The sequence below is a fragment of the Ruminococcus albus 7 = DSM 20455 genome, assembly GCF_000179635.2.
GTDB classification, from domain to species: domain Bacteria; phylum Bacillota; class Clostridia; order Oscillospirales; family Ruminococcaceae; genus Hominimerdicola; species Hominimerdicola alba.
This window is the reverse complement of record NC_014833.1, coordinates 2,156,973-2,175,308: the sequence shown is the minus strand read 5'-3', so window position 1 is coordinate 2,175,308 and position 18,336 is coordinate 2,156,973. Positions and strand designations below refer to the sequence as shown.

The 18,336-nt window shown below is 41.0% G+C and carries 18 protein-coding genes; 10 read left to right on the top strand and 8 right to left on the bottom strand.

Features of this window, described 5'->3' with window-relative positions; genetic code table 11:
* Positions 1–21: 21 nt before the first annotated feature.
* From RUMAL_RS09710 to RUMAL_RS09690, 5 genes are all read left to right on the top strand, one after another.
* Complete coding sequence (locus tag RUMAL_RS09710; RefSeq protein ID WP_013498573.1) at positions 22–1,194, top strand: SLC13 family permease; 1,173 nt, start codon at positions 22–24, stop codon at positions 1,192–1,194.
* Positions 1,195–1,322: 128 nt separating this feature from the next.
* Positions 1,323–2,087 (top strand): class I SAM-dependent methyltransferase, encoded by a 765-nt coding sequence (locus tag RUMAL_RS09705; protein WP_013498572.1) that lies wholly within the window; start codon positions 1,323–1,325, stop codon positions 2,085–2,087.
* A 353-nt stretch (positions 2,088–2,440) separates the two neighbouring features.
* Positions 2,441–4,636 (top strand): helix-turn-helix domain-containing protein, encoded by a 2,196-nt coding sequence (locus tag RUMAL_RS09700; RefSeq protein ID WP_013498571.1) that lies wholly within the window; start codon positions 2,441–2,443, stop codon positions 4,634–4,636.
* Positions 4,637–4,797: 161 nt separating this feature from the next.
* Complete coding sequence (locus tag RUMAL_RS20760; RefSeq protein ID WP_013498570.1) at positions 4,798–7,344, top strand: family 43 glycosylhydrolase; 2,547 nt, start codon at positions 4,798–4,800, stop codon at positions 7,342–7,344.
* Positions 7,345–7,529: 185 nt separating this feature from the next.
* Positions 7,530–8,270 carry an alpha/beta fold hydrolase gene (locus RUMAL_RS09690; RefSeq protein ID WP_013498569.1) on the top strand — a complete coding sequence of 247 codons (741 nt, stop codon included), beginning with the start codon at positions 7,530–7,532 and terminating at the stop codon, positions 8,268–8,270.
* A 48-nt stretch (positions 8,271–8,318) separates the two neighbouring features.
* Here the strand turns inward: RUMAL_RS09690 and RUMAL_RS09685 are convergent, their stop codons facing one another.
* Both RUMAL_RS09685 and RUMAL_RS09680 read right to left on the bottom strand, forming a co-directional pair.
* Complete coding sequence (locus RUMAL_RS09685; protein ID WP_013498568.1) at positions 8,319–8,690, bottom strand: C-GCAxxG-C-C family protein; 372 nt, start codon at positions 8,688–8,690, stop codon at positions 8,319–8,321.
* A 57-nt stretch (positions 8,691–8,747) separates the two neighbouring features.
* Positions 8,748–9,749, bottom strand: coding sequence for a LacI family DNA-binding transcriptional regulator (locus RUMAL_RS09680; RefSeq protein ID WP_013498567.1), 1,002 nt, complete (start codon positions 9,747–9,749; stop codon positions 8,748–8,750).
* Positions 9,750–10,169: 420 nt separating this feature from the next.
* On the opposite strand from RUMAL_RS09680, the gene RUMAL_RS21330 reads away from it, so the two are divergent.
* Positions 10,170–10,904 (top strand): GNAT family N-acetyltransferase, encoded by a 735-nt coding sequence (locus RUMAL_RS21330; protein WP_013498566.1) that lies wholly within the window; start codon positions 10,170–10,172, stop codon positions 10,902–10,904.
* A 338-nt stretch (positions 10,905–11,242) separates the two neighbouring features.
* On the top strand, positions 11,243–11,677 hold the full coding sequence (locus tag RUMAL_RS09665) for a DUF4143 domain-containing protein (RefSeq protein WP_028504189.1): 435 nt from the start codon (positions 11,243–11,245) through the stop codon (positions 11,675–11,677).
* A gap of 71 nt (positions 11,678–11,748) precedes the next feature.
* Here RUMAL_RS09665 and RUMAL_RS22935 read toward each other — a convergent pair whose 3' ends face one another.
* The 5 genes from RUMAL_RS22935 to RUMAL_RS09645 all read right to left on the bottom strand — a co-directional run bounded on the left by RUMAL_RS22935 (position 11,749) and on the right by RUMAL_RS09645 (position 15,225).
* Entirely contained in the window at positions 11,749–11,856 is a 108-nt protein-coding gene (locus RUMAL_RS22935; protein ID WP_080557286.1) for a hypothetical protein, read from the bottom strand.
* Positions 11,857–11,905: 49 nt separating this feature from the next.
* Positions 11,906–14,173 carry a DEAD/DEAH box helicase gene (locus RUMAL_RS09660; protein ID WP_028504190.1) on the bottom strand — a complete coding sequence of 756 codons (2,268 nt, stop codon included), beginning with the start codon at positions 14,171–14,173 and terminating at the stop codon, positions 11,906–11,908.
* Positions 14,166–14,489 (bottom strand): nucleoside triphosphate pyrophosphohydrolase, encoded by a 324-nt coding sequence (locus tag RUMAL_RS09655; protein ID WP_013498565.1) that lies wholly within the window; start codon positions 14,487–14,489, stop codon positions 14,166–14,168. Before RUMAL_RS09655 ends, RUMAL_RS09660 begins: the two co-directional genes overlap by 8 nt.
* Positions 14,490–14,670: 181 nt before the next feature.
* Positions 14,671–15,000 carry a single-stranded DNA-binding protein gene (locus tag RUMAL_RS09650; protein ID WP_013498564.1) on the bottom strand — a complete coding sequence of 110 codons (330 nt, stop codon included), beginning with the start codon at positions 14,998–15,000 and terminating at the stop codon, positions 14,671–14,673.
* Positions 15,001–15,015: 15 nt separating this feature from the next.
* Positions 15,016–15,225: a hypothetical protein gene (locus RUMAL_RS09645; RefSeq protein WP_013498563.1), complete on the bottom strand. Its 210-nt coding sequence runs from the start codon at positions 15,223–15,225 to the stop codon at positions 15,016–15,018.
* A 219-nt stretch (positions 15,226–15,444) separates the two neighbouring features.
* Here RUMAL_RS09645 and RUMAL_RS09640 point away from each other — a divergent pair, with 219 nt between their 5' ends.
* Positions 15,445–15,858 (top strand): hypothetical protein, encoded by a 414-nt coding sequence (locus tag RUMAL_RS09640; protein WP_013498562.1) that lies wholly within the window; start codon positions 15,445–15,447, stop codon positions 15,856–15,858.
* A 45-nt stretch (positions 15,859–15,903) separates the two neighbouring features.
* Here the strand turns inward: RUMAL_RS09640 and RUMAL_RS09635 are convergent, their stop codons facing one another.
* On the bottom strand, positions 15,904–16,587 hold the full coding sequence (locus RUMAL_RS09635) for a flavodoxin family protein (RefSeq protein ID WP_013498561.1): 684 nt from the start codon (positions 16,585–16,587) through the stop codon (positions 15,904–15,906).
* A gap of 592 nt (positions 16,588–17,179) precedes the next feature.
* On the opposite strand from RUMAL_RS09635, the gene RUMAL_RS09630 reads away from it, so the two are divergent.
* Both RUMAL_RS09630 and RUMAL_RS09625 read left to right on the top strand, forming a co-directional pair.
* Complete coding sequence (locus tag RUMAL_RS09630) at positions 17,180–17,644, top strand: hypothetical protein (RefSeq protein ID WP_013498560.1); 465 nt, start codon at positions 17,180–17,182, stop codon at positions 17,642–17,644.
* A 10-nt stretch (positions 17,645–17,654) separates the two neighbouring features.
* Positions 17,655–18,146 (top strand): methylated-DNA--[protein]-cysteine S-methyltransferase, encoded by a 492-nt coding sequence (locus RUMAL_RS09625; RefSeq protein WP_028504191.1) that lies wholly within the window; start codon positions 17,655–17,657, stop codon positions 18,144–18,146.
* Positions 18,147–18,336 lie beyond the last annotated feature (190 nt).

Below are 18,336 nucleotides of genomic sequence, written 5' to 3'. Positions count from 1 at the left end.
ATCATATAATCATGTGCTAATATGCTGATAAGACCGACTGCTTTCACAATCGGTCTCATCATATACTCTTTTATTACACTATTTGTAGTTTACACAGAATTTGGGATTGACTCGCCTGTGCTTGCCGCAGCTTTTTTAGCGGCTTTTATAACGTTATTCATTGTTCCTCCAGATAAAGGATACGCGGGATATGTCAACAGTACAGTACTGATACAGCTATTTTCGCTTATGACAGCCGTTGCAGGACTGAGAAGCATCGGAATATTTGAGCGTGTAACTGACGTAATGCTGGAGAAAGCCGGTACTTTCCGTAAACTCGGACAAATATTTGTCCTTATATGCTTTTTTAGTTCTATGCTGGTTACGAACGATGTTGCACTGCTGACATTTATTCCTCTGACGCTAATAGCTTTGAAAGATGCGGATAAAAAGAGCGTTATACTTACGATCGTACTTGAAACTGCCGCAGCAAATCTGGGAAGTATGCTGACACCTGTTGGTAATCCTCAGAACCTTTTTATATATGCAAATTACAATATGAACGCTGGAATATTAATAAAAACTATGGCTCCCGCAGGAATTGCAAGTCTTATTATACTTATGCTGCTGACATTATTGCTGCCTGCTGACAAATGCCCTCATACAGGTAGCGATGTATACGAGAAACTTCAAATAGCACCGTTGTGTGGTTATATAGTTTTGTTTACTGTATGCTTGCTTACGGTTTTCAGAGTGATCCCGGATACAGTATGTCTTATATCTGCTTTGGTATGTGCATTGATTTTCAATCGTAAACTTCTTATGAAGGTCGACTATTCCCTACTGGCGACGTTTCTCTGCTTTTTTATATTTGTCGGGAACATTGCTAGAATAAGTACAGTTAATGAGTTTTTCTCAGGAATTATGGAAGGCAGAGAGATATTGATATCAGCTGCACTTTCACAAGTGATCAGCAATGTACCGGCTGCCATGATGCTTTCGGGTTTTACTTCAAATGGTACAAAGCTTCTGCTAGGTGTAAATCTTGGAGGCTTAGGTACGCTAATAGCATCTTTGGCAAGTCTTATCTCATTTCAGTTTTACAGAAAATCCAAGGGCGCCGATACTTTAAAATATATAGCAGTATTTTCAGCCGTAAATTTTGGTATGCTGATATTGCTGCTTATTTTACAAAACGCAATATTTCTTATATAAGAACAGCGGTATTTCCAAAAATATGTGGAAATACCGCTGTTTAGTTGACAAAATAATCGTTTTGAAGTATTATATTATTGATGCTGTAATCATTGAAATCACAGATATTTACGAAATGGAGTACAATTATGAAAGCAAAATCACCTGATTGGTACAAGTATAACTGGGGACTTGATATAAAAAATATGTCCTGGGTAGAAAACACTGAAAGTGAAGTTGACTATATCATCAAACAGTGCGGACTGCATGGAAACGAGAGAATACTTGACTTAGCCTGCGGCTATGGCAGACATTCGCTAGAGTTTGCAAGACGCGGATATGAAGTCGTCGGTATTGATATAACAAAGATCTACATTGATGATGCAGTAAAAAATGCACACGGAAATGGTCTTGATAATGCAAAATTCTTATGCTGTGACATCAGAGATGTAGACTTTGATTCTGAGTTTGATCTGGTACTAAATCTTGCCGACGGTGCTATCGGATATCTCGAGAACGATGAAGAAAACCTTAAGATCTTCGATATCGTTTCAAAGGCTTTAAAGATCGGTGGTAATCACATCTGTGATCTTGTATGCGGTGATTATGCCGATGCCCACTTTCCTGTCAGATTGTGGGATGCAGGTGATAAAACCATATCTTTATCAGAATTTGATTGGGATAAAGAAAAACGTATAATGCTTTTTGGAAATTGCGATATAGCATATGGCGATACGATGAAATATCCTGAGATACCTGCGGGTGACCCTACAAGAGTTTACACAATAAAGGAGATCAATGAGATTATGTGCAGTCGAGGTATGGAAGTAATTGGTTCTTATGCTGGTTACAGTGATACCCCTGCAGGAAAAGATTATTTTCAGATGCTTATCTACAGTATCAAAAGACAGTAACTAATAAACACGGAAACTGCATACAAAGTATTCGTGACATTCGCGGAATTAGGAAATGTATTTTGTTTTGATTTCATATATTTATATCAAATGTACAATAAATTTCCCCACAAACAAAATAAAAAGTGATATAATAAATGCATCAGCATAAACGGAGTTGTCTTCCGTTCGTGTGTACTCATAATAATACATTTCTTTGTTCTTGTTTTGCTGTAATTCAGCGGGCTGCACTTGTGAGAGGGTGCGGCTTTTTCTTTTCTATAAATTGAATATAGATCCCTTGTTTTATACTTGACATAGTCTTGTAAATCATATATAATAGGGAAAAGACAGTAATACAGGGGGGGAATAATATGGATATGACTGAGCGAAGAAAACGCATAGCACTGATAATGCCTGAGATAATTGATCCCTCAGATCATGAACTGATCAAAGGCGTTAATATGCAGGCTAAAAAGCTTGGAATGGATACCATTGTCATAACCGGTATTTATAATTCCCAGAATGAATTGCAGCAAGATGAATACATAAGTGCATTGGAAAATATTTATACTATTCCTGAATACGCTGAACTGGACGGAATAATATTCGCATCTGAGCGTTTCAGAAAGCAATCGCTGATAAGCCGGATAATCGAGCATCTTGTCAAGTTGGATATACCCTGTTTGGCTCTTGGTGACAACTGCGGTTCCCTTCCGGTAATACATTCCAGGCAGCGTGAATACATTTACTGTATCATCAAGCACCTGATAGATGTTCATGGATACCGTGATATATGGTTTATCACAGGCAGGCCTGACAGTTATTCCTCATCTGAACGCACAGCCGGATATCTTAGTGCTATGAAAGAATCAGGTTTGTCAGTACGTGAAGATCGCATTTTTTATGGCGATTACTGGAAGGCTGTTCCTTCACAGATAGCACAGAAAATAGTAGACGGAGAATTAGAACGTCCGGATGCAATTGCTTGTGCTAGTGATGTTATGGCTGTTGCACTGATCGAAACATTGGAGAGCGGCGGTATACACGTTCCTGAGGATATAGCAGTTACAGGCTATGACGGGGGGTGGTATACACTTTTCCGCGGACTAACAACTATCTCCGGCAGAGATATGCAGCTCGGTGCAGACGCTGTATGTCGTTTATCATGCATGATGGGCGTACAGACATTAGAACGATCAGATCTCCCTCAAAAGGTGAACATTCGCACCAGCTGCGGTTGTTCGCCACAGAAAGTTAATTGGAAAAATGATCTTTCACTTGAAAAGCGTTTTGAAAAGAAGATCAATCATCTGATGTACAGGCAGCAATTTCTGATATCCGACCTTATAGAGCGTTTTTCTGCTGTTGATACTATGGAGGATTGGATAGTGCAGGCTGATCAATCACTGCATATCATGGATGGTGTAAAGGGTGCAGATATTTGTCTTTGTGAAGATTGGGAAATAGATTTTGAAGATACTGATGTTTTTCGTAAGTGCGGTTATTCTGAGATCATGTTTCTTGCATTATCAAAACGACAAGGAAATAATGCAAAAGATCAGTATAAATTTCATGTAAAAGATATGCTTCCCGCCCTTTCTCAGAAACACGAACCTTTACTGGCAGTTCTGACTGCCCTTTCGCTTGGAAGTCAGGTAATGGGTTATATTGCTTGTTATTATGAAGATGCTGACGATATACAGCTTGATGATTCATACGTCAACTGGTGTAATGCCGCAGCCAACGGACTTCGTGTTCTTCAGAACAAGGACTATCAGCGATGGCAGCGTGAACGCCTTGAACACCTTGCTGTCCGTGACCCTGTAACAGGTTTTCTTAATCAACGAGGCCTTGAAGAATCATTACCTGATTTTATCGCAAGATGCAGAAAGGCTCATTGTAATTCTTATATAACTATAATCGGATGTTCGGAAGAAATATCCGCAGGATATGATACTTCCCTTCTTCTTGCAAACGGACTTCGCAGTACAGTCAGTGATAATATGATCATATGCCGTGGCAGTGAACAGATATATATGGTCCTTTCAGATAAACCTCTTCCAACACTTAAAGAAGATATACAGAATTCAATGACTGACCTGTTAGGTACACAACTGAGATCTCCCAGTATCCTGATAATATCGCATATGTTCATTAGCAGAAACCTTAGTGAACATATTTCGGAAATAAAAGAGCTAATGGGTGAGATGATGAATATGATAATGTATAATATTTCAGATATCTCCGATTATCGTCAGGCTTTGGAGCAGCTTAGGCATAAACTTATCAGACAACCGCAGAAAGATTGGAACGTCACTGATATTACCAAAGAGATCGGTATAAGCCAGAGTCATATGCAGCGTCTTTACAGGGAGATGTTCGGCAGAACTTTCACAGAAGATCTAATTACTATGCGTATAGAAAAAGCAGAATATCTGCTCACTCATACAGATCTTCGTATAACAGAGATAGCAGCTGAATGCGGCTATAATAACGAAACTCATTTTATGCGTCAGTTCAAAAAACGCACAAATTTGACGCCTACGCAGTTTCGTGAATTAAAATAGTGATACGGTGCAGAGTGACACGTGCATTCTGCACTGTTTTTTGAGTGAATATGTCAGCAAAATGATCAGATATGTCATTGTAGACAGCGTTATGATTTGATATAATGTTTTTACAATAAAAATTTATATAAGGCCCAATATGGTAAAAGGGAGGAATCATTATGAAAAAAAGCAGGATAGGTGCTCTTTTGATCGCACTTAGTATGAGTGCTGCCGGTATGAATACTATATTTGCCGATGCTGCAGGACGCAGGGTTTCCGTTCATGATCCGTCAATAATAAAGGATAATAACGGTACTTACTACGTATTCGGTTCGCATATAGATGCTGCGCAGTCAAATAATCTCATCGACTGGGATAGTTTCACTAATGGTTATGCGCGTACAAATAATGTTGAATTTGGTAACCTTTCCCAGAATCTAAAGAAGGCATTTGCATGGGCAGGTGAAGACCTTGAGGATTGCGAAGGCGGCTTTTCTGTATGGGCTCCTGATGTTATCTGGAACCCTGAATTCAAATGTCCGGACGGCAGCACAGGTGCATATGTAATGTATTTCTGCACAAGCTCTACATACAAACGATCAGTTATATGCTATGCGTGGTCAAAGAACATCAAGGGTACATATACCTTTGGTGATACACTTATTTATTCCGGATTCTATGATAATGACAGTTATGTAAAAAGTTCGACAAAGAGCGTCAATAGAAAATATACAACCACCAACGTTGATGAACTTATCTCAAAAGGTGAAGTTACTTATAACAACAGCTGGTTCAACAACCATGATTTCAATAATCAGCTGTTTCCAAATGCTATTGATCCCACCATTTATTACGGAACTGACGGCAAGATGTACATGACATACGGTTCCTGGTCAGGCGGTATATTCTCACTTGAGATAAATCCAAAAACTGGCAAAGTTATACACCCAAAAACAGGCACAACTTCGGACGGACGAATGGTTGACAGCTATTTCGGAACAAAGATAGCAGGTGGCTATGGCAAATCAGGCGAAGGACCTTTTATAGAATACAATGCCGAAACAGGCTATTACTACCTATGGACGACCTACGGCGGACTGTTCTCTACAGGCGGCTACAATATGCGTGTTTTCCGTTCAAAGTCACCGCAGGGACCTTTCGTTGATGCTGCAGGAAGACAGGCTGTCCTGAGTTCAAATACAAATCTTGATTCGGTTGGACTTAAAGTAATGGGTAACTACAAGTTCTCTACTCTTGACAGGGCATACATGGCTTGCGGTCATAACTCTGTACTGCGTGATGATGACGGACAGTGGTATCTCATATATCACGCTAGATTTGATGACGGCAGCGAGTTCCATCAGGTACGTGTTCATCAAATGTATTTCAATGCTGACGGCTGGCCTGTAGTTACACCTTTTGAATATGTAGGAGATCAGCTTTCAAAAGACGGATATTATGACAGCGATATTGTCGGCAAATACGAATATATAAATCACGGAAATGCTACAAACGGCAATATAATAGGTTATAAAACTATCTATCTTAATTCAGACGGAACTATTTCGGGTGATGTGAGCGGTACATGGAAGCAATCATCATCAACAGCTGATGCTACACTTGTTATTGACGGAAATACCTATAAGGGCTACTTCTATGCAGGCAAAAATGAAAAGAACAAAAAAGTCATGAGTTTTACTGCCGTAGGAAGTAACAACCAGACAGTCTGGGGTGCGAAAAATGATCAGTTCAACGGTAATGAACGCGCATGGACCGGTGACTTTACAAATTCGGAATATGACCTTGTGTTTAACTGGGATTCTGTAAAGAATGAAGATCCGGGTGTTTCAATGAAGATAGGAAATACAAGTCTTCTGTCCGGTGTAAGCTACTATATCACGAATAAAAACAGTGGTCTGTGCCTTGACCTCCCGGAGGGTAAAACAGCTAATGGAACCAATATCCAGCAGTGGGCATTCAATGGTTCTTTTGCTCAGCAGTTCCGTCTTATTTCTGAGCAGGATGGTTGGTGTCGTATAGCTTCGGTCGGTGATGAATCAAAAGTCATCTCTGTAGCATATAATACAGGAGCTGATGGCACTAATGTTGAACTTGCTGAATATACAGGTGCTGATAACCAGCTATTCAAAGTCGTTGAAAACAATGGCTACTATGCATTCTTAACGAAGTGCTCAGGTGCGAAGAGTTCTCTTGATGTTTTTGAATGGTCAAAGGAAAACGGTGGAAATATTTCTCAATACCCGTACAACTCTTTTGATTGTCAGCTATTCTCGGTAACACCTGTTTGTCCTGCAGTTAATGACGGCGTATACAGCTTCCGCCGTGTTAGTGATGGAAAGGTCACAGGAAACCGTACCATAAAACGACTTGAAGACGGCAGGTATACTCTCACCGAAGATGACGGAAAGAGCGGAACTTACACTATAAAGTGCAACGCTGATGGAAGCTACAAGCTCGTAACATCAGATAACAAAGAATCCAGTTACATATTTGAACCTGTTGCAGCCAAGGTATCAGGACCGACTTACGCAAAGATAATCGGTGATGTTGATGCAAACGGCATAGTAAATGATGCAGATGCATATATGCTGCAGTGTTACCTTCTAAAGCTTTGTAGTCTTAAGGATACGTCACAAGGCGATGTAAACATGGATGGAAAGATCAGTATGGCTGATTTTGTTTACCTGAAACAAAAACTTATTTAAATTTCAACTTTCCCTATATACCCCCGTTTTCACAGTGTATGCTGAAAACGGGGGATCTTTTTGAGACATGATATAGTGTTAAAAATTTGATCTTTTAATAACTAGGATTTATCAGTAGACAAATGATCGATCATATGTTATAATAGAGATATTATATTGAATTATTTTATCAGGAGGACAGAATAATGAAGAATGCAAGCTTCACTTCCAACACAACTTCCCTTTCAACAGCTCGTGGAAACATATTTTTGGATGAATTCATTCCTGAAAACAACGAAAGAGCTGCTTGCGTTATAATGAGTCACGGTTTTAATTCCTGTGCTGCAGAACTTCATGATATTGCTAAAATACTTGCTCAAAACGGGATATATGCAGTTTGCTACGATTTTAACGGTGGCGGAAATAAGGTCAGGAGCACAGGAAAGACTACAGATATGAGTGTATCGAGCGAACAGGATGATCTTAAAGATTTGGTAAACTTCATAAAAGATCGGTATCAATTTGATAAGATCTATCTTTACGGTGAAAGCCAGGGTGGGTTTGTATCCGCTATAACTGCTCCTGATATTGCTGATATTGCAGGACTGTTCCTTGTTTATCCCGCGTTTGTCATACCTCATGATTGGCTTGGAAAGGATGAAGATACTCTTCCTGACGAATTTGAATTTATGGATGTTAAGCTCTCAAAGACATATTACTATGGTGTTCCACGGTATGATGTTTTTGCAAAAGCTACCAATTTCAGCAATCCGGTAAAGATATGGCATGGAGCAGCAGATCCGATTGTGGATCCAGCCTATTCTCTTAAACTGGTCAAAAATTATGAAAAATGCGAATTGAAGATTATAAGCGGTCTGGGTCATTGGTTCCCGCCTACGTTACGTTCTGAAATAGCAATAGAAATCGCAGATTCAATAAATTCATAAAAATGATAAAAGCTACCATTGACTTTAAAACAGTGGTAGCTTTTACTTTTAATTTCCTATCAGATCTTCAAGTATGACAGCTGCATCTGAAACACAGCCGCGGCAATTTCGCAGGACTTTACCGGTATCTAACCCTTTCAACTCACGGCATATTACAGAGGAGTTCATACGCATAAATCTAGCTTCAAGTTCATCTATCTTTTCTGATGCTTCTTTCCCACTAAACATCATTCTCAGAATATGCTCAGCTGCAAGCACAGCACCACATTTTCCCATTTTACCTCCGGCATAGGGCATTGAATCTTTCCGAGCTTGTTCAGAAGTCATGTTTGCTTCATCTGCAAAAGCACACATTATCGCGCCCGAACAAGTATGACCGTTTTTATGGTTATATATTGCCTGTTCACTTTTATTACCCATTACTTTCCTCCATGTAAAGACCGCAGCACTTGGACTGCGGTCGTATAGTTGTATCAATTATCTGTTCAGCGGGAGAACTGAATTTTTGATAACAAGGTCACCTTCAATCGTACGCATTCGATAGATGGTACTTGGATCATTAAGACGCTGGATCAGAGTGTTTACAGTCAGCTCCGCCATATATTCCGCATCAATACTGATAGTTGTAATAGTGGGATCACTGACTTCAGAGATAAGATAGTTGTCATATCCCACAACAGATACATCATCAGGAACAGAATAACCATGTTCCCTCAGCTGTTTGATAGTCTGGAATGCCACTTCATCACAGTTGCATACAAAAGCAGTTGGCATATCCTTCGGGAATACAAGATCGATCGGATCGGAATACTTATCCCTGTCATCTATTATCCAATCATCACGTATTTCCAGATCATGTTCTATAAGCGCTTTCATATAACCCATATATCTGTCAAATATACTGGATGTAGCTTTTTTGGAACCGATAAAGCCTATTCGTCTGTGCCCTAAGCTGATTAAATAATTTGCAAGCTTATATCCACCATTATAGCCATTTGTAACGATCGAATCAACCTTCAGACCTGGTACATAATAATCAAGCAGGATCAGATGTTCTACATTTTCAGAAAGCTTCTGTGCATAAACATGAGATATCTCACCGAGAGATATGAGCGCAGATATCTTTCGGTCAGTAACAATATTAGGCAGTATCAGTTTTTCTTCGTCTTTGTACTCAAGATTTTCTATAACACAGTATAGATTCTCTCTTTTCAATCTCTGGACAAGGCTGTTATACAGTGTCCAGTAGAAAGAACCGCTGAGCCCAACATACTTTTCGGGAATAAGAACTCCGATATTGCTCTTCTTACGTGATGTTACGGTTTTGGATGGAACATAGCCCATTTCTTCTGCCACTTGTTTGATCTTTGCTCTGAGTTCATCACTAACTCCACTTTTATCAGCAAGGGCTTTTGAAACAGTAACGTTGCTGGTGTTGCAGGCTTTAGCGATATCGATCAATGTAACGGGTTTTTTCACTGTTATCACTCCTTTTGGTTCTATAACTTAATATTAACTTTATTATAAACAATTTTCGTCAATTTGTCAAGAGTTTTCTTTAAATTTCATAAAAATAATGTAAATTCTAAATGAAACAGTAGGTTTGGAAGGCTTGAAATTCGTTTATTTGCTAGTAAATAAGTGATACTGAGATCAAAAAAAGACCTGATATCAGTTGATCGGTATTTATTTAGAAGTTTTCCGAGAGAAAAATATGAAAAACTTGTACATCAGGCTATTATAGACAAAGAGAGATGCTTCATTATTTTATCTCCGAATTATACAGTGAGGTTTGAGATACATTTTTCATATATCCAATTGAAAATCAGTTCCAACTATGGTATAATTATAATATACTGGTTTGCCCCAAATCCCTCAATACACAGTGGAGGAATAGATATGACAGAAGTACAGCTCATACCGCTTGAACCGTCTGACAGAGAGCAATTCATAAAGGACAATCAGGAAGCCTTCAATTATGGTGCTCTCGAAGAATTCGGTCAACGTGACGATCATTTTGAAGAAGACGGCGAGATCATTTCCCGTGATACGATTTCACATTCAATCGACGAAGGAACAGCATTCCGGATCATGAAGGACAATAAACCTGTCGGCGGAGTTGTGATCAGAACCGAATACGATCATGGAGAGCTGGAACTGCTCTTTGTGTCCCCTTCTGTTCACAGCAAAGGAATCGGATATGTGACGTGGTGTGAGATCGAAAAAAAGCATCCTGAGGTCACAGTCTGGGAAACTGTCACCCCTTATTTTGAAAAACGTAATATCCATTTCTATATCAATCGCTGCGGATTCCATATTGTCGAATATTTTAATGAACATCACTGTGCGCCGGATGATACAGAAGGCGAATTATTTGATATGTTCCGCTTTGAAAAAATACTGCCTTCAACACCGGAATCCATAGAGGCACAGATCAGGCGTATCATTTATTATGAAGATATTATGAAGCAGGCAAAAGAAGGTTCAGATGAGCTAGTGAAATCATTGTCTGTGTATTATGGCAGCGATGCATGGAAACGAGACTATGCAGCCGATGAAGCCGGACTTCTACCAAAAGAACTGAAACGTGGAGTTCTTTCAGAGGACGGCATATATAATCTGCTAGATGAATAAAAAACTTGTAAAAAGCAATAAAACTTCTAGGCTGAACCTATGCAAACGCACAGTATGAAAGTACTACCTATCGCAAAGCATTCCGTGGTATAATAAAACTACGGAAGGAGGCATAAATATGCCGGCTTATGTGATAGGTAATTTTGTTTTATATTGTGTAATCAATGCGTCTACACCGGGATTGGGCAATATCCTTGAACTGAACACAGTGACTAACTACGGATGGAAGAAAGGCAGACCGCTGTTTCTCGGCATATTTACTGGATATTATCTCCAGCGAATGCTTCCTGTGCAATGACCCTAATGTGGGACTGTCGATCAAAGAGAACAGAGCGTATGTGAAGTGTTACCTCGGCGATACAGGACTGCTTGTCAGCCATGCCTTTGACGAGAACGAACTGCTCGAAGATGAGGTATACAAGCAGATACTCGGTGACAAGCTGAACATGAACGAGGGAATGCTCTATGAGAACGCTATCGCTCAGATGCTGACAGTGAACGGTCACAAGCTGTATTTCTATACGCAGTACAACACCGAGAAGCACCGCAACGACATCGAAATAGACTTCCTCATATCCAACAATAGCAAGCTTAAATACAAGATGTTCCCGATAGAGGTCAAGTCGAGGAAGAAGTATTCGATAGAGTCGCTCAAACGCTTTAAAGAGAAGTACAAGGCTCGTATAGGTGAGTGCTATGTGATACACCCACGCAACCTCTGTTTCAAGGAGGATATTGTTTGCATACCGCCTTATATGACTATCTGTCTGTAACAAAAAGGCTCTCACAGTTTTCGGCTGTGAGAGCCTTTTTGATGCTTAGTAAAATAGTTGTTATACTTCAGTTATAACGCTTTCCTATATTGTCCCTTACCTAAGAATTCAATAAATCCCTTATCTCGTAAGAATTGTAGTTGCTGTCTGATCTTTGCTTCCACATTATTGTTATTGATATGCTTTTTCTATAATATTGTTCTGATAAAGAGTTATCAAATGATAATCTCATTTCTTATCAAACCTCCCATAATACCTCTCCAGCTTCTCATCACAAATATCCAGTATACGCCTGATCTCGTCATCGGTAAGATTTTTCCACACAGTCGGTTCTACCTCGATGATACCGAGCGTTTTTGTGTGCCTGAGCATCTGCATATCTTCAAAGCGTTTGAACGGATTGGAAAGGATATTCCGCTGAGCGTCCTTGTCGGTGTAGCCTCCTTTTGCAAATATGCTGTTTGGCTTCTCTACTACAAGTCCCGAACTTCTGCGTTCCTCATAAAAACAGCGGAAATATGCGGAGATATCATCGAGCTTTACGCGACCTTTGTTGTCTGCATTGGCGAATATCGCTTTCAGCAGGACAGGCTTATATGAATAGCTCATATCCATCTGCCCGACCATTTCCATAAACAGCTCCTTGCGGTTGCTGTCGTTTATAAGCTTCCATCCGTTGGCTTTTGCGGCAGCTTCGAGCGTTTCCTCGGTGAAGTATTTAAGCTGCTTATGCTCGCTCATGGGTACTATCAGATTGGGGATGATCTTCCCCTCACGGATATATCTTTCAACTGTTTCGGACTGCACATCAACACGGCGGATAAACTCCATCTGAGATATCATGCCAGCCGCTTCCTCCTGCCAGTTGAAAACATCAACAGCTTCGTAGTCTGTAACGCTCACGGGGTAGTCTATCAGCGCTTCCGGCTTTTCGCCTCGTTCGTATAATGCTTCTTCGGCAGCACGGTCTTTTCCGAGAACTGTCTGACCGGGACGGTACTTTTTCAGCTTGAATAACCTGTGCAGAGAATATGGCATATTGTACTGACTTGCGTTGTCCACGAAGTCAAATACCATTAGAAAATCCTTGCCGTCTGCAAGTCTCATACCTCGCCCGAGCTGCTGAGTGTACAGCACTTTAGACATAGTGGGACGAGCCATGAACAGCACTTCTGTTTCGGGACAGTCCCAGCCCTCATTGAGCAGATCACAGGCACACATCGCCTTGATCTCGCCCTTCTGGAACTTTGCAAGCATCTCCTTGCGTTCCGATGACTTCATGCTTCCGCTGACTGCGGCTGCGGCAACTCCGTGCTCTCTTATCATCGCCGCGATCTGCTCGGCGTGTTTTACGCTTGCGCAGAAAATGACCGTTCGCTTGTCGCTGACGTATTCCATGAAAGTATCGACTATAAGCGTGTTGCGCTCGGGAACGAATATTTTGCTTTCGAGGTCACGGATATTGTACTGCACACTGTTGAATCGCACCTTTGTCAGGTCGATATTTGTATGAATACGGATACAGCGAACAGGCACAAGTTCGCCTATCTCAACGGCTGTCTGTATATCCAGCTTGTGTGCGGTGTTCTTAAATATTTCTATGATGTCCTTATCATCTGCACGTTCGGGAGTAGCTGTAAGACCCAGCGTGAACTTGGGCTTGAAATACGCAAGCACTTTCTGGTATGTATCGGCAGAAGCGTGGTGAGCCTCGTCAATTATGAGATACTCGAACTCGTCCTTACGGAACATTTCAAGATTGAGTGCAACACTTTGGATACTTCCGCAGACGATATATGCATCTCTCTCCTTTACAGCATCGCCGAACTTACCGACATAAACGCCATCCCACAGAGTATTGAAAGTTTCATAAGCCTGATTTACAAGCTCTATCGTATGTGCGAGGAACAGTGTGCGTTTGCCGAACCGCTTTGCATCGCTGACTGCGGTAACGGTCTTTCCCGTTCCTGTTGCGTGATATAACAGAGCGATAGTTTCATGACGTTCACGCATTTCTTCAAGAGACTTCAAAGCTGCAAGCTGATGCTCTTTCAGCTGCAAATTCTCGGCATTGATCGTCTTGGAACGCTGTGTGGGAAGATAATCTGCTATCTCACGGAACAGCGGGTGCGAACCGAGAAATATACGCAGTTCGTCCTTGACAGTATCGGGCTGTACCTGCAACTGACGCACTGCCCAGCGGTAAACGTCCCAACCTTTGAATATCATGCTGTTTTGTTTCAGCAGGTCGTCATAGAACTTGTTGCGTGACACGACCGACGGGTTATGACTTGCTTCATCGTCTATCTCAATAGCGATACGCTTTCCGCCGTTTTCAAGGAAGAAATCAGCATAGCGGTCATTCTGATAAATGTCGGTGAAGTGGTACTGCGGATAAAGAAACGCAGCTTTTTCAGCGCCGAAAGCGTCCGAAAAAAGTTCTATGAACAGGTTTTCGGGAGCGCTCCCACTTGGCGTTACAAGTCTTTCACTCATTTCCTTCCTCCACATACTCAAGGTATATTTTCTTTTTGAAGCCACCACGCTTTTCAGCCTTAGACTTACGGACAGCTTCAAGCTCAGATACCGACCATCCTCTTGCTTCGGCGATAGCATACATAACTTCCAACATATCGGCAAGTTCTTCTATGTTCTTGTCAGCCTGATACTCGGCAAATTCCTCGCCAAGCTTTTTGTCTAGCTCGGAGATATATTCTTCGTCGGAGAGGATATGTGTGTAGGCTGTCTTGCTTGCTTTTTCGATTATCTCGGGTATCTTGTCACGGACGAGTTTGTTATGTACTGCTCTCATTTTATCACGCTCCCAAAGCAAAAGCTATTATTTGTTTAAATTATACCATTTTACATACCGTATGTCAATGAATAAAAAGCTATAATTCCAGTTGTTTCAGTAAAATCTCCATATGAAGCAAGGCCCCCAGAACACTCTGAGAGCCTTGTTTCAGCTATATGTTAGTAGATCGTCTGTTTAGTCAGAAAAGCTGTCCCGAATCAACGTCTACTTTGACTGCAAACCTATTCTGGAAGTGCAGTTTCTCCACGATGATAACTACTGACTTGTCAGGTGCCTTCCTGAGCGAACCAACAAATGTAATAATCCCACCTTTTGAGTAGAGAAAACTTACTGATTTAGCATTATCATCAAAGGCAATGCAGGTGAACGTATCTGTCTCAATGGTATCAATGCTATTTTGTTTTTGCTTGTCTACTGCAATGCAAAATTTGCAGTAGCTGTAATTATCCTCGGTTACAACGGTCAGATCGGTGGTGATACGTCCTGTCATCATTATTTTGTTCAGCATAGTTTACTACTCCTTTCAGTCCACGTCACTGCAATCGTCAAGTACGTGCATGAGCTGAATGTATACGCACTCCGCACGTTCGTGCTCCTCACCGTCCGTGGACATCATAAGTTCCAGGAAATATACTTTTGCTTCCTCATAGTCTGTCCAGACCTCACGCTTTCCGTTGCAGACGGTAGTGACCTTGTTCGTTCTCGGCATTGCCAGTTCAGGTGTTTTCAACATAGTTGTGTACCTCCATAAGTTTTATCGTGAATCCATTATATCCGACAAAACTATCGGAGTCCAGCACATTGAAATGATTGTAATAATTCTTGTGAAATGCGCAGCAAAAAGTGGATTTTCCCCGGTACATTGCGCTGTAATAACGATTGACTTTTTCGGTGTTATGTGCTATGATATAAAAAGTACAAGAAGCTTAAAAGCAAGAAAGAAGGAGTTCGTATGAAGCTGGATAAGGATCATATAAACAGTATAATTCATGGAAACAGCAGGTTTCTCTCGGCTTATTCCGATCCGGATCCTTACTTTATGTATACTCGTAAGGGATATACCGAAGATTTCGAGGAGAAGATTATTGACATCTATTACGACAAGCTGAGATATGCTGTGCAGAATGCAGAGAAACTTGTCAATGAGATGTTGAGAGAAGAATTCTACGATTTTTACGGAGTTGATAAAAACGATGTATCGTCTCCTGAACAAATGAGATCTGAATTAGTTTTCGACTCTTTTACCATGGATATTGATGATATGTCTATAGCTGTTTATTTTTCAAATAAACGTTTTATGCGTGGGCATTTTATAGACGCACGCTGGGATGCTGACTGGAACTTCAGATGTTACTGGATAGATTAAAAATACGGATAGCCGTTGCATAAAAGGCTGTCCGTGTTTTTTGTTTCACATTTCTTTGTTGCAGATTTCCGCATACACATCTTCGGGTATCATAGGCGAGCATATCTCCGCAAGCAATTTTTCATCTATTTCGCCTGTCTCTGCATACTGCTTTCCACCCTGCTTCACAAGTTCTGATCTCGGAACAGTTACCTCTGCTGCTTCGGGGGCATTGAACATCGGACTTTCGGGAACGGTAATGATAGTATGGTTATTCGGGAACATCAGCTTGAACTGCATGACCGCAGGCTCGAAATTCTGCTTGCTGTTCGGGAATCCGCAGCCGCAGATCATCATGAATTTCAGATGTGAAAAGTTCGCCTGCCCGACGTGAACATACCTGTCGCCCTGCTTCTTCATTGCCATACTTGAAAGCGGCATCGTGCGGTCAGCAAAAGCTTTCATCGGCGCAGGCATTCCGTAGCAGTAAAGCGGATAGCTGAACAGCAGAAGATCGCTCTCAAGAACTTCGCTGAGAAGCTCCTTCATATCGTCATTATGGATACACTTTCCGCCGTTCCGCTTACAGGTGAAACAACCCGTGCAATATTCGATATGCTTGTCGATGATATCAACGATACGGATTTCCTGCGGAGCGGCTTCTTTCATGCCGTCAAGGAACGCTCGTGTTATGTGCATCGTGTCACTTTTTTCATGCTTGGGACTGCCGTTCAGAACAAGTATTTTCATAGTGATCTTTCTCCTTCCGCTTCTCAGTTTTTCTGCTGATATTTTTATTATAAACCCGTGCGAAAATCACGTCAATCCACGCTCCGTAGAGTGGATGATTTCACTGGTTTTTCTTGTTCAGATTCGGGGGCTTGGGGGCGTGTCCCTCAGCAAGCAATGCAAGGCGTTTTCACGATTCTTGTGGGAACGAGTTGCCGTGCTTGCTGAGGTTGATTTTAATACCTGTGGGGCTTGTCATTATCCAAGCCGTCAGGCACAGGTTTTTACTCACTTTTAGTCAATGATTTTGCATCAGATCTTTATCTTTTTCGGACGGGGGCACAGGGGTGGAACCCTCTGGCAAGCTGAGTATCGCAGCATTCAATTTTCCAAAATTGTAATGCGTGGATACCGAGCTTGCTGGGAAGGAATTGATAATCACATTTGCATTCAGAATTTAAGTTATGAATTCGGTTTCAATAAAACAATCACCATATTAATTTGCCTATGATTGACTTTTATTATTGAATGATGTATAATATAGCAAACATAATCGTTAATTATGACTTGTGACTAACGTGATATACGGCATAGTTCAGATAGGGGGATTATTATGGGTATCTCATTCAGAGACTCTGCAAGCTTTGGAAAACGTATGGAATATAACCTTGTTGGTAAAATGCTAATGGAAGGCTTGGATGTTTATCTTCCTCTTGTTGATGATCATGGTGTAGACTGTGTTATCAAAAAAGCAGATGGAAAATTTATCGAGATACAAATAAAAGCAAGATCAAATGAAGTAGCCGATGGGGATGCTGCACTATTTGCAGCCATTACACATGAACTGACTCCTAATTTCTATTTTGTCTTTTACTCTGAACGACTTGATTCAATGTGGATAATGTCCTCTGAGGAATTCCTTAATGAGTGTGTAACAAATAAGAACGGAAAGAACAAAGGTAAGCACAGTATCTGGTTTAACGGTAATAGAACTGATAAGACAACAGGCGAAAAAAGAGAATACTGTAAGAAGCAATTTGAAAAATACTTGTGTACAGATTTTTCTCGTTTTCATTAATCAAATAACTATGGACTATATCTATCATTATCATTCTCCCCTAGGTGTTATCGCCCTCGCCAGTGACGGCGAATCACTCACAGGCTTATGGTTCGACGAACAGAAATACTTTCCCCATAAACTCATATCGGAAAGCATCGAATCAGAGCTGCCTATCTTCAAGCAGACAGTCAAATGGCTCGACATATATTTCAGCGGCAACATTCCCGACTTCATTCCTCCTATCAACCTGAATACAACACCGTTGCGCAAGGCGGTATATGATATTCTACTTACGATACTATATGGACAGACAATGACCTATGGCGAGATCGCCAATATCATAGCAGAGCAGAATGGTGTGGAGCGTATGTCCGCCCAGGCAGTTGGCGGTGCTGTGGGGCATAATCCTGTCTCGATCATTATCCCGTGTCACAGAGTAATCGGTGCGTACGGAAGTCTGACCGGATACGCAGGCGGTCTTGATAGAAAGATAGAATTGCTGAAACTGGAAAAACAATAATCGAATAATTCACTGAAGCACTGAGCATTGATCAGCTCGGTGCTTTTCATTTTTCCAGTGCAAATTACACCGGGGAAAACTGAAATTCGACCTAAAATTCGTGCGCAATGAATCTGGACTTTTAATTTCGTTGCGCGCTAAAATATTATCAGCCGATGGAATTCGGCAGAAAAACAGAAATATAAAAAGA

Excerpts from the sequence above, each read along its gene's own strand:
- RUMAL_RS09710 (WP_013498573.1), top strand. The coding sequence starts at position 22 with ATGCTGATAAGACCGACTGCTTTCACAATCGGTCTCATCATATACTCT.
- RUMAL_RS09705 (WP_013498572.1), top strand. The coding sequence starts at position 1,323 with ATGAAAGCAAAATCACCTGATTGGTACAAGTATAACTGGGGACTTGAT.
- RUMAL_RS09700 (WP_013498571.1), top strand. The coding sequence starts at position 2,441 with ATGGATATGACTGAGCGAAGAAAACGCATAGCACTGATAATGCCTGAG.
- RUMAL_RS20760 (WP_013498570.1), top strand. The coding sequence starts at position 4,798 with ATGAAAAAAAGCAGGATAGGTGCTCTTTTGATCGCACTTAGTATGAGT.
- RUMAL_RS09690 (WP_013498569.1), top strand. The coding sequence starts at position 7,530 with ATGAAGAATGCAAGCTTCACTTCCAACACAACTTCCCTTTCAACAGCT.
- RUMAL_RS09685 (WP_013498568.1), bottom strand. The coding sequence starts at position 8,690 with ATGGGTAATAAAAGTGAACAGGCAATATATAACCATAAAAACGGTCAT.
- RUMAL_RS21330 (WP_013498566.1), top strand. The coding sequence starts at position 10,170 with ATGACAGAAGTACAGCTCATACCGCTTGAACCGTCTGACAGAGAGCAA.
- RUMAL_RS09660 (WP_028504190.1), bottom strand. The coding sequence starts at position 14,173 with ATGAGTGAAAGACTTGTAACGCCAAGTGGGAGCGCTCCCGAAAACCTG.
- RUMAL_RS09655 (WP_013498565.1), bottom strand. The coding sequence starts at position 14,489 with ATGAGAGCAGTACATAACAAACTCGTCCGTGACAAGATACCCGAGATA.
- RUMAL_RS09650 (WP_013498564.1), bottom strand. The coding sequence starts at position 15,000 with ATGCTGAACAAAATAATGATGACAGGACGTATCACCACCGATCTGACC.
- RUMAL_RS09645 (WP_013498563.1), bottom strand. The coding sequence starts at position 15,225 with ATGTTGAAAACACCTGAACTGGCAATGCCGAGAACGAACAAGGTCACT.
- RUMAL_RS09640 (WP_013498562.1), top strand. The coding sequence starts at position 15,445 with ATGAAGCTGGATAAGGATCATATAAACAGTATAATTCATGGAAACAGC.
- RUMAL_RS09635 (WP_013498561.1), bottom strand. The coding sequence starts at position 16,587 with ATGAAAATACTTGTTCTGAACGGCAGTCCCAAGCATGAAAAAAGTGAC.
- RUMAL_RS09630 (WP_013498560.1), top strand. The coding sequence starts at position 17,180 with ATGGGTATCTCATTCAGAGACTCTGCAAGCTTTGGAAAACGTATGGAA.
- RUMAL_RS09625 (WP_028504191.1), top strand. The coding sequence starts at position 17,655 with ATGGACTATATCTATCATTATCATTCTCCCCTAGGTGTTATCGCCCTC.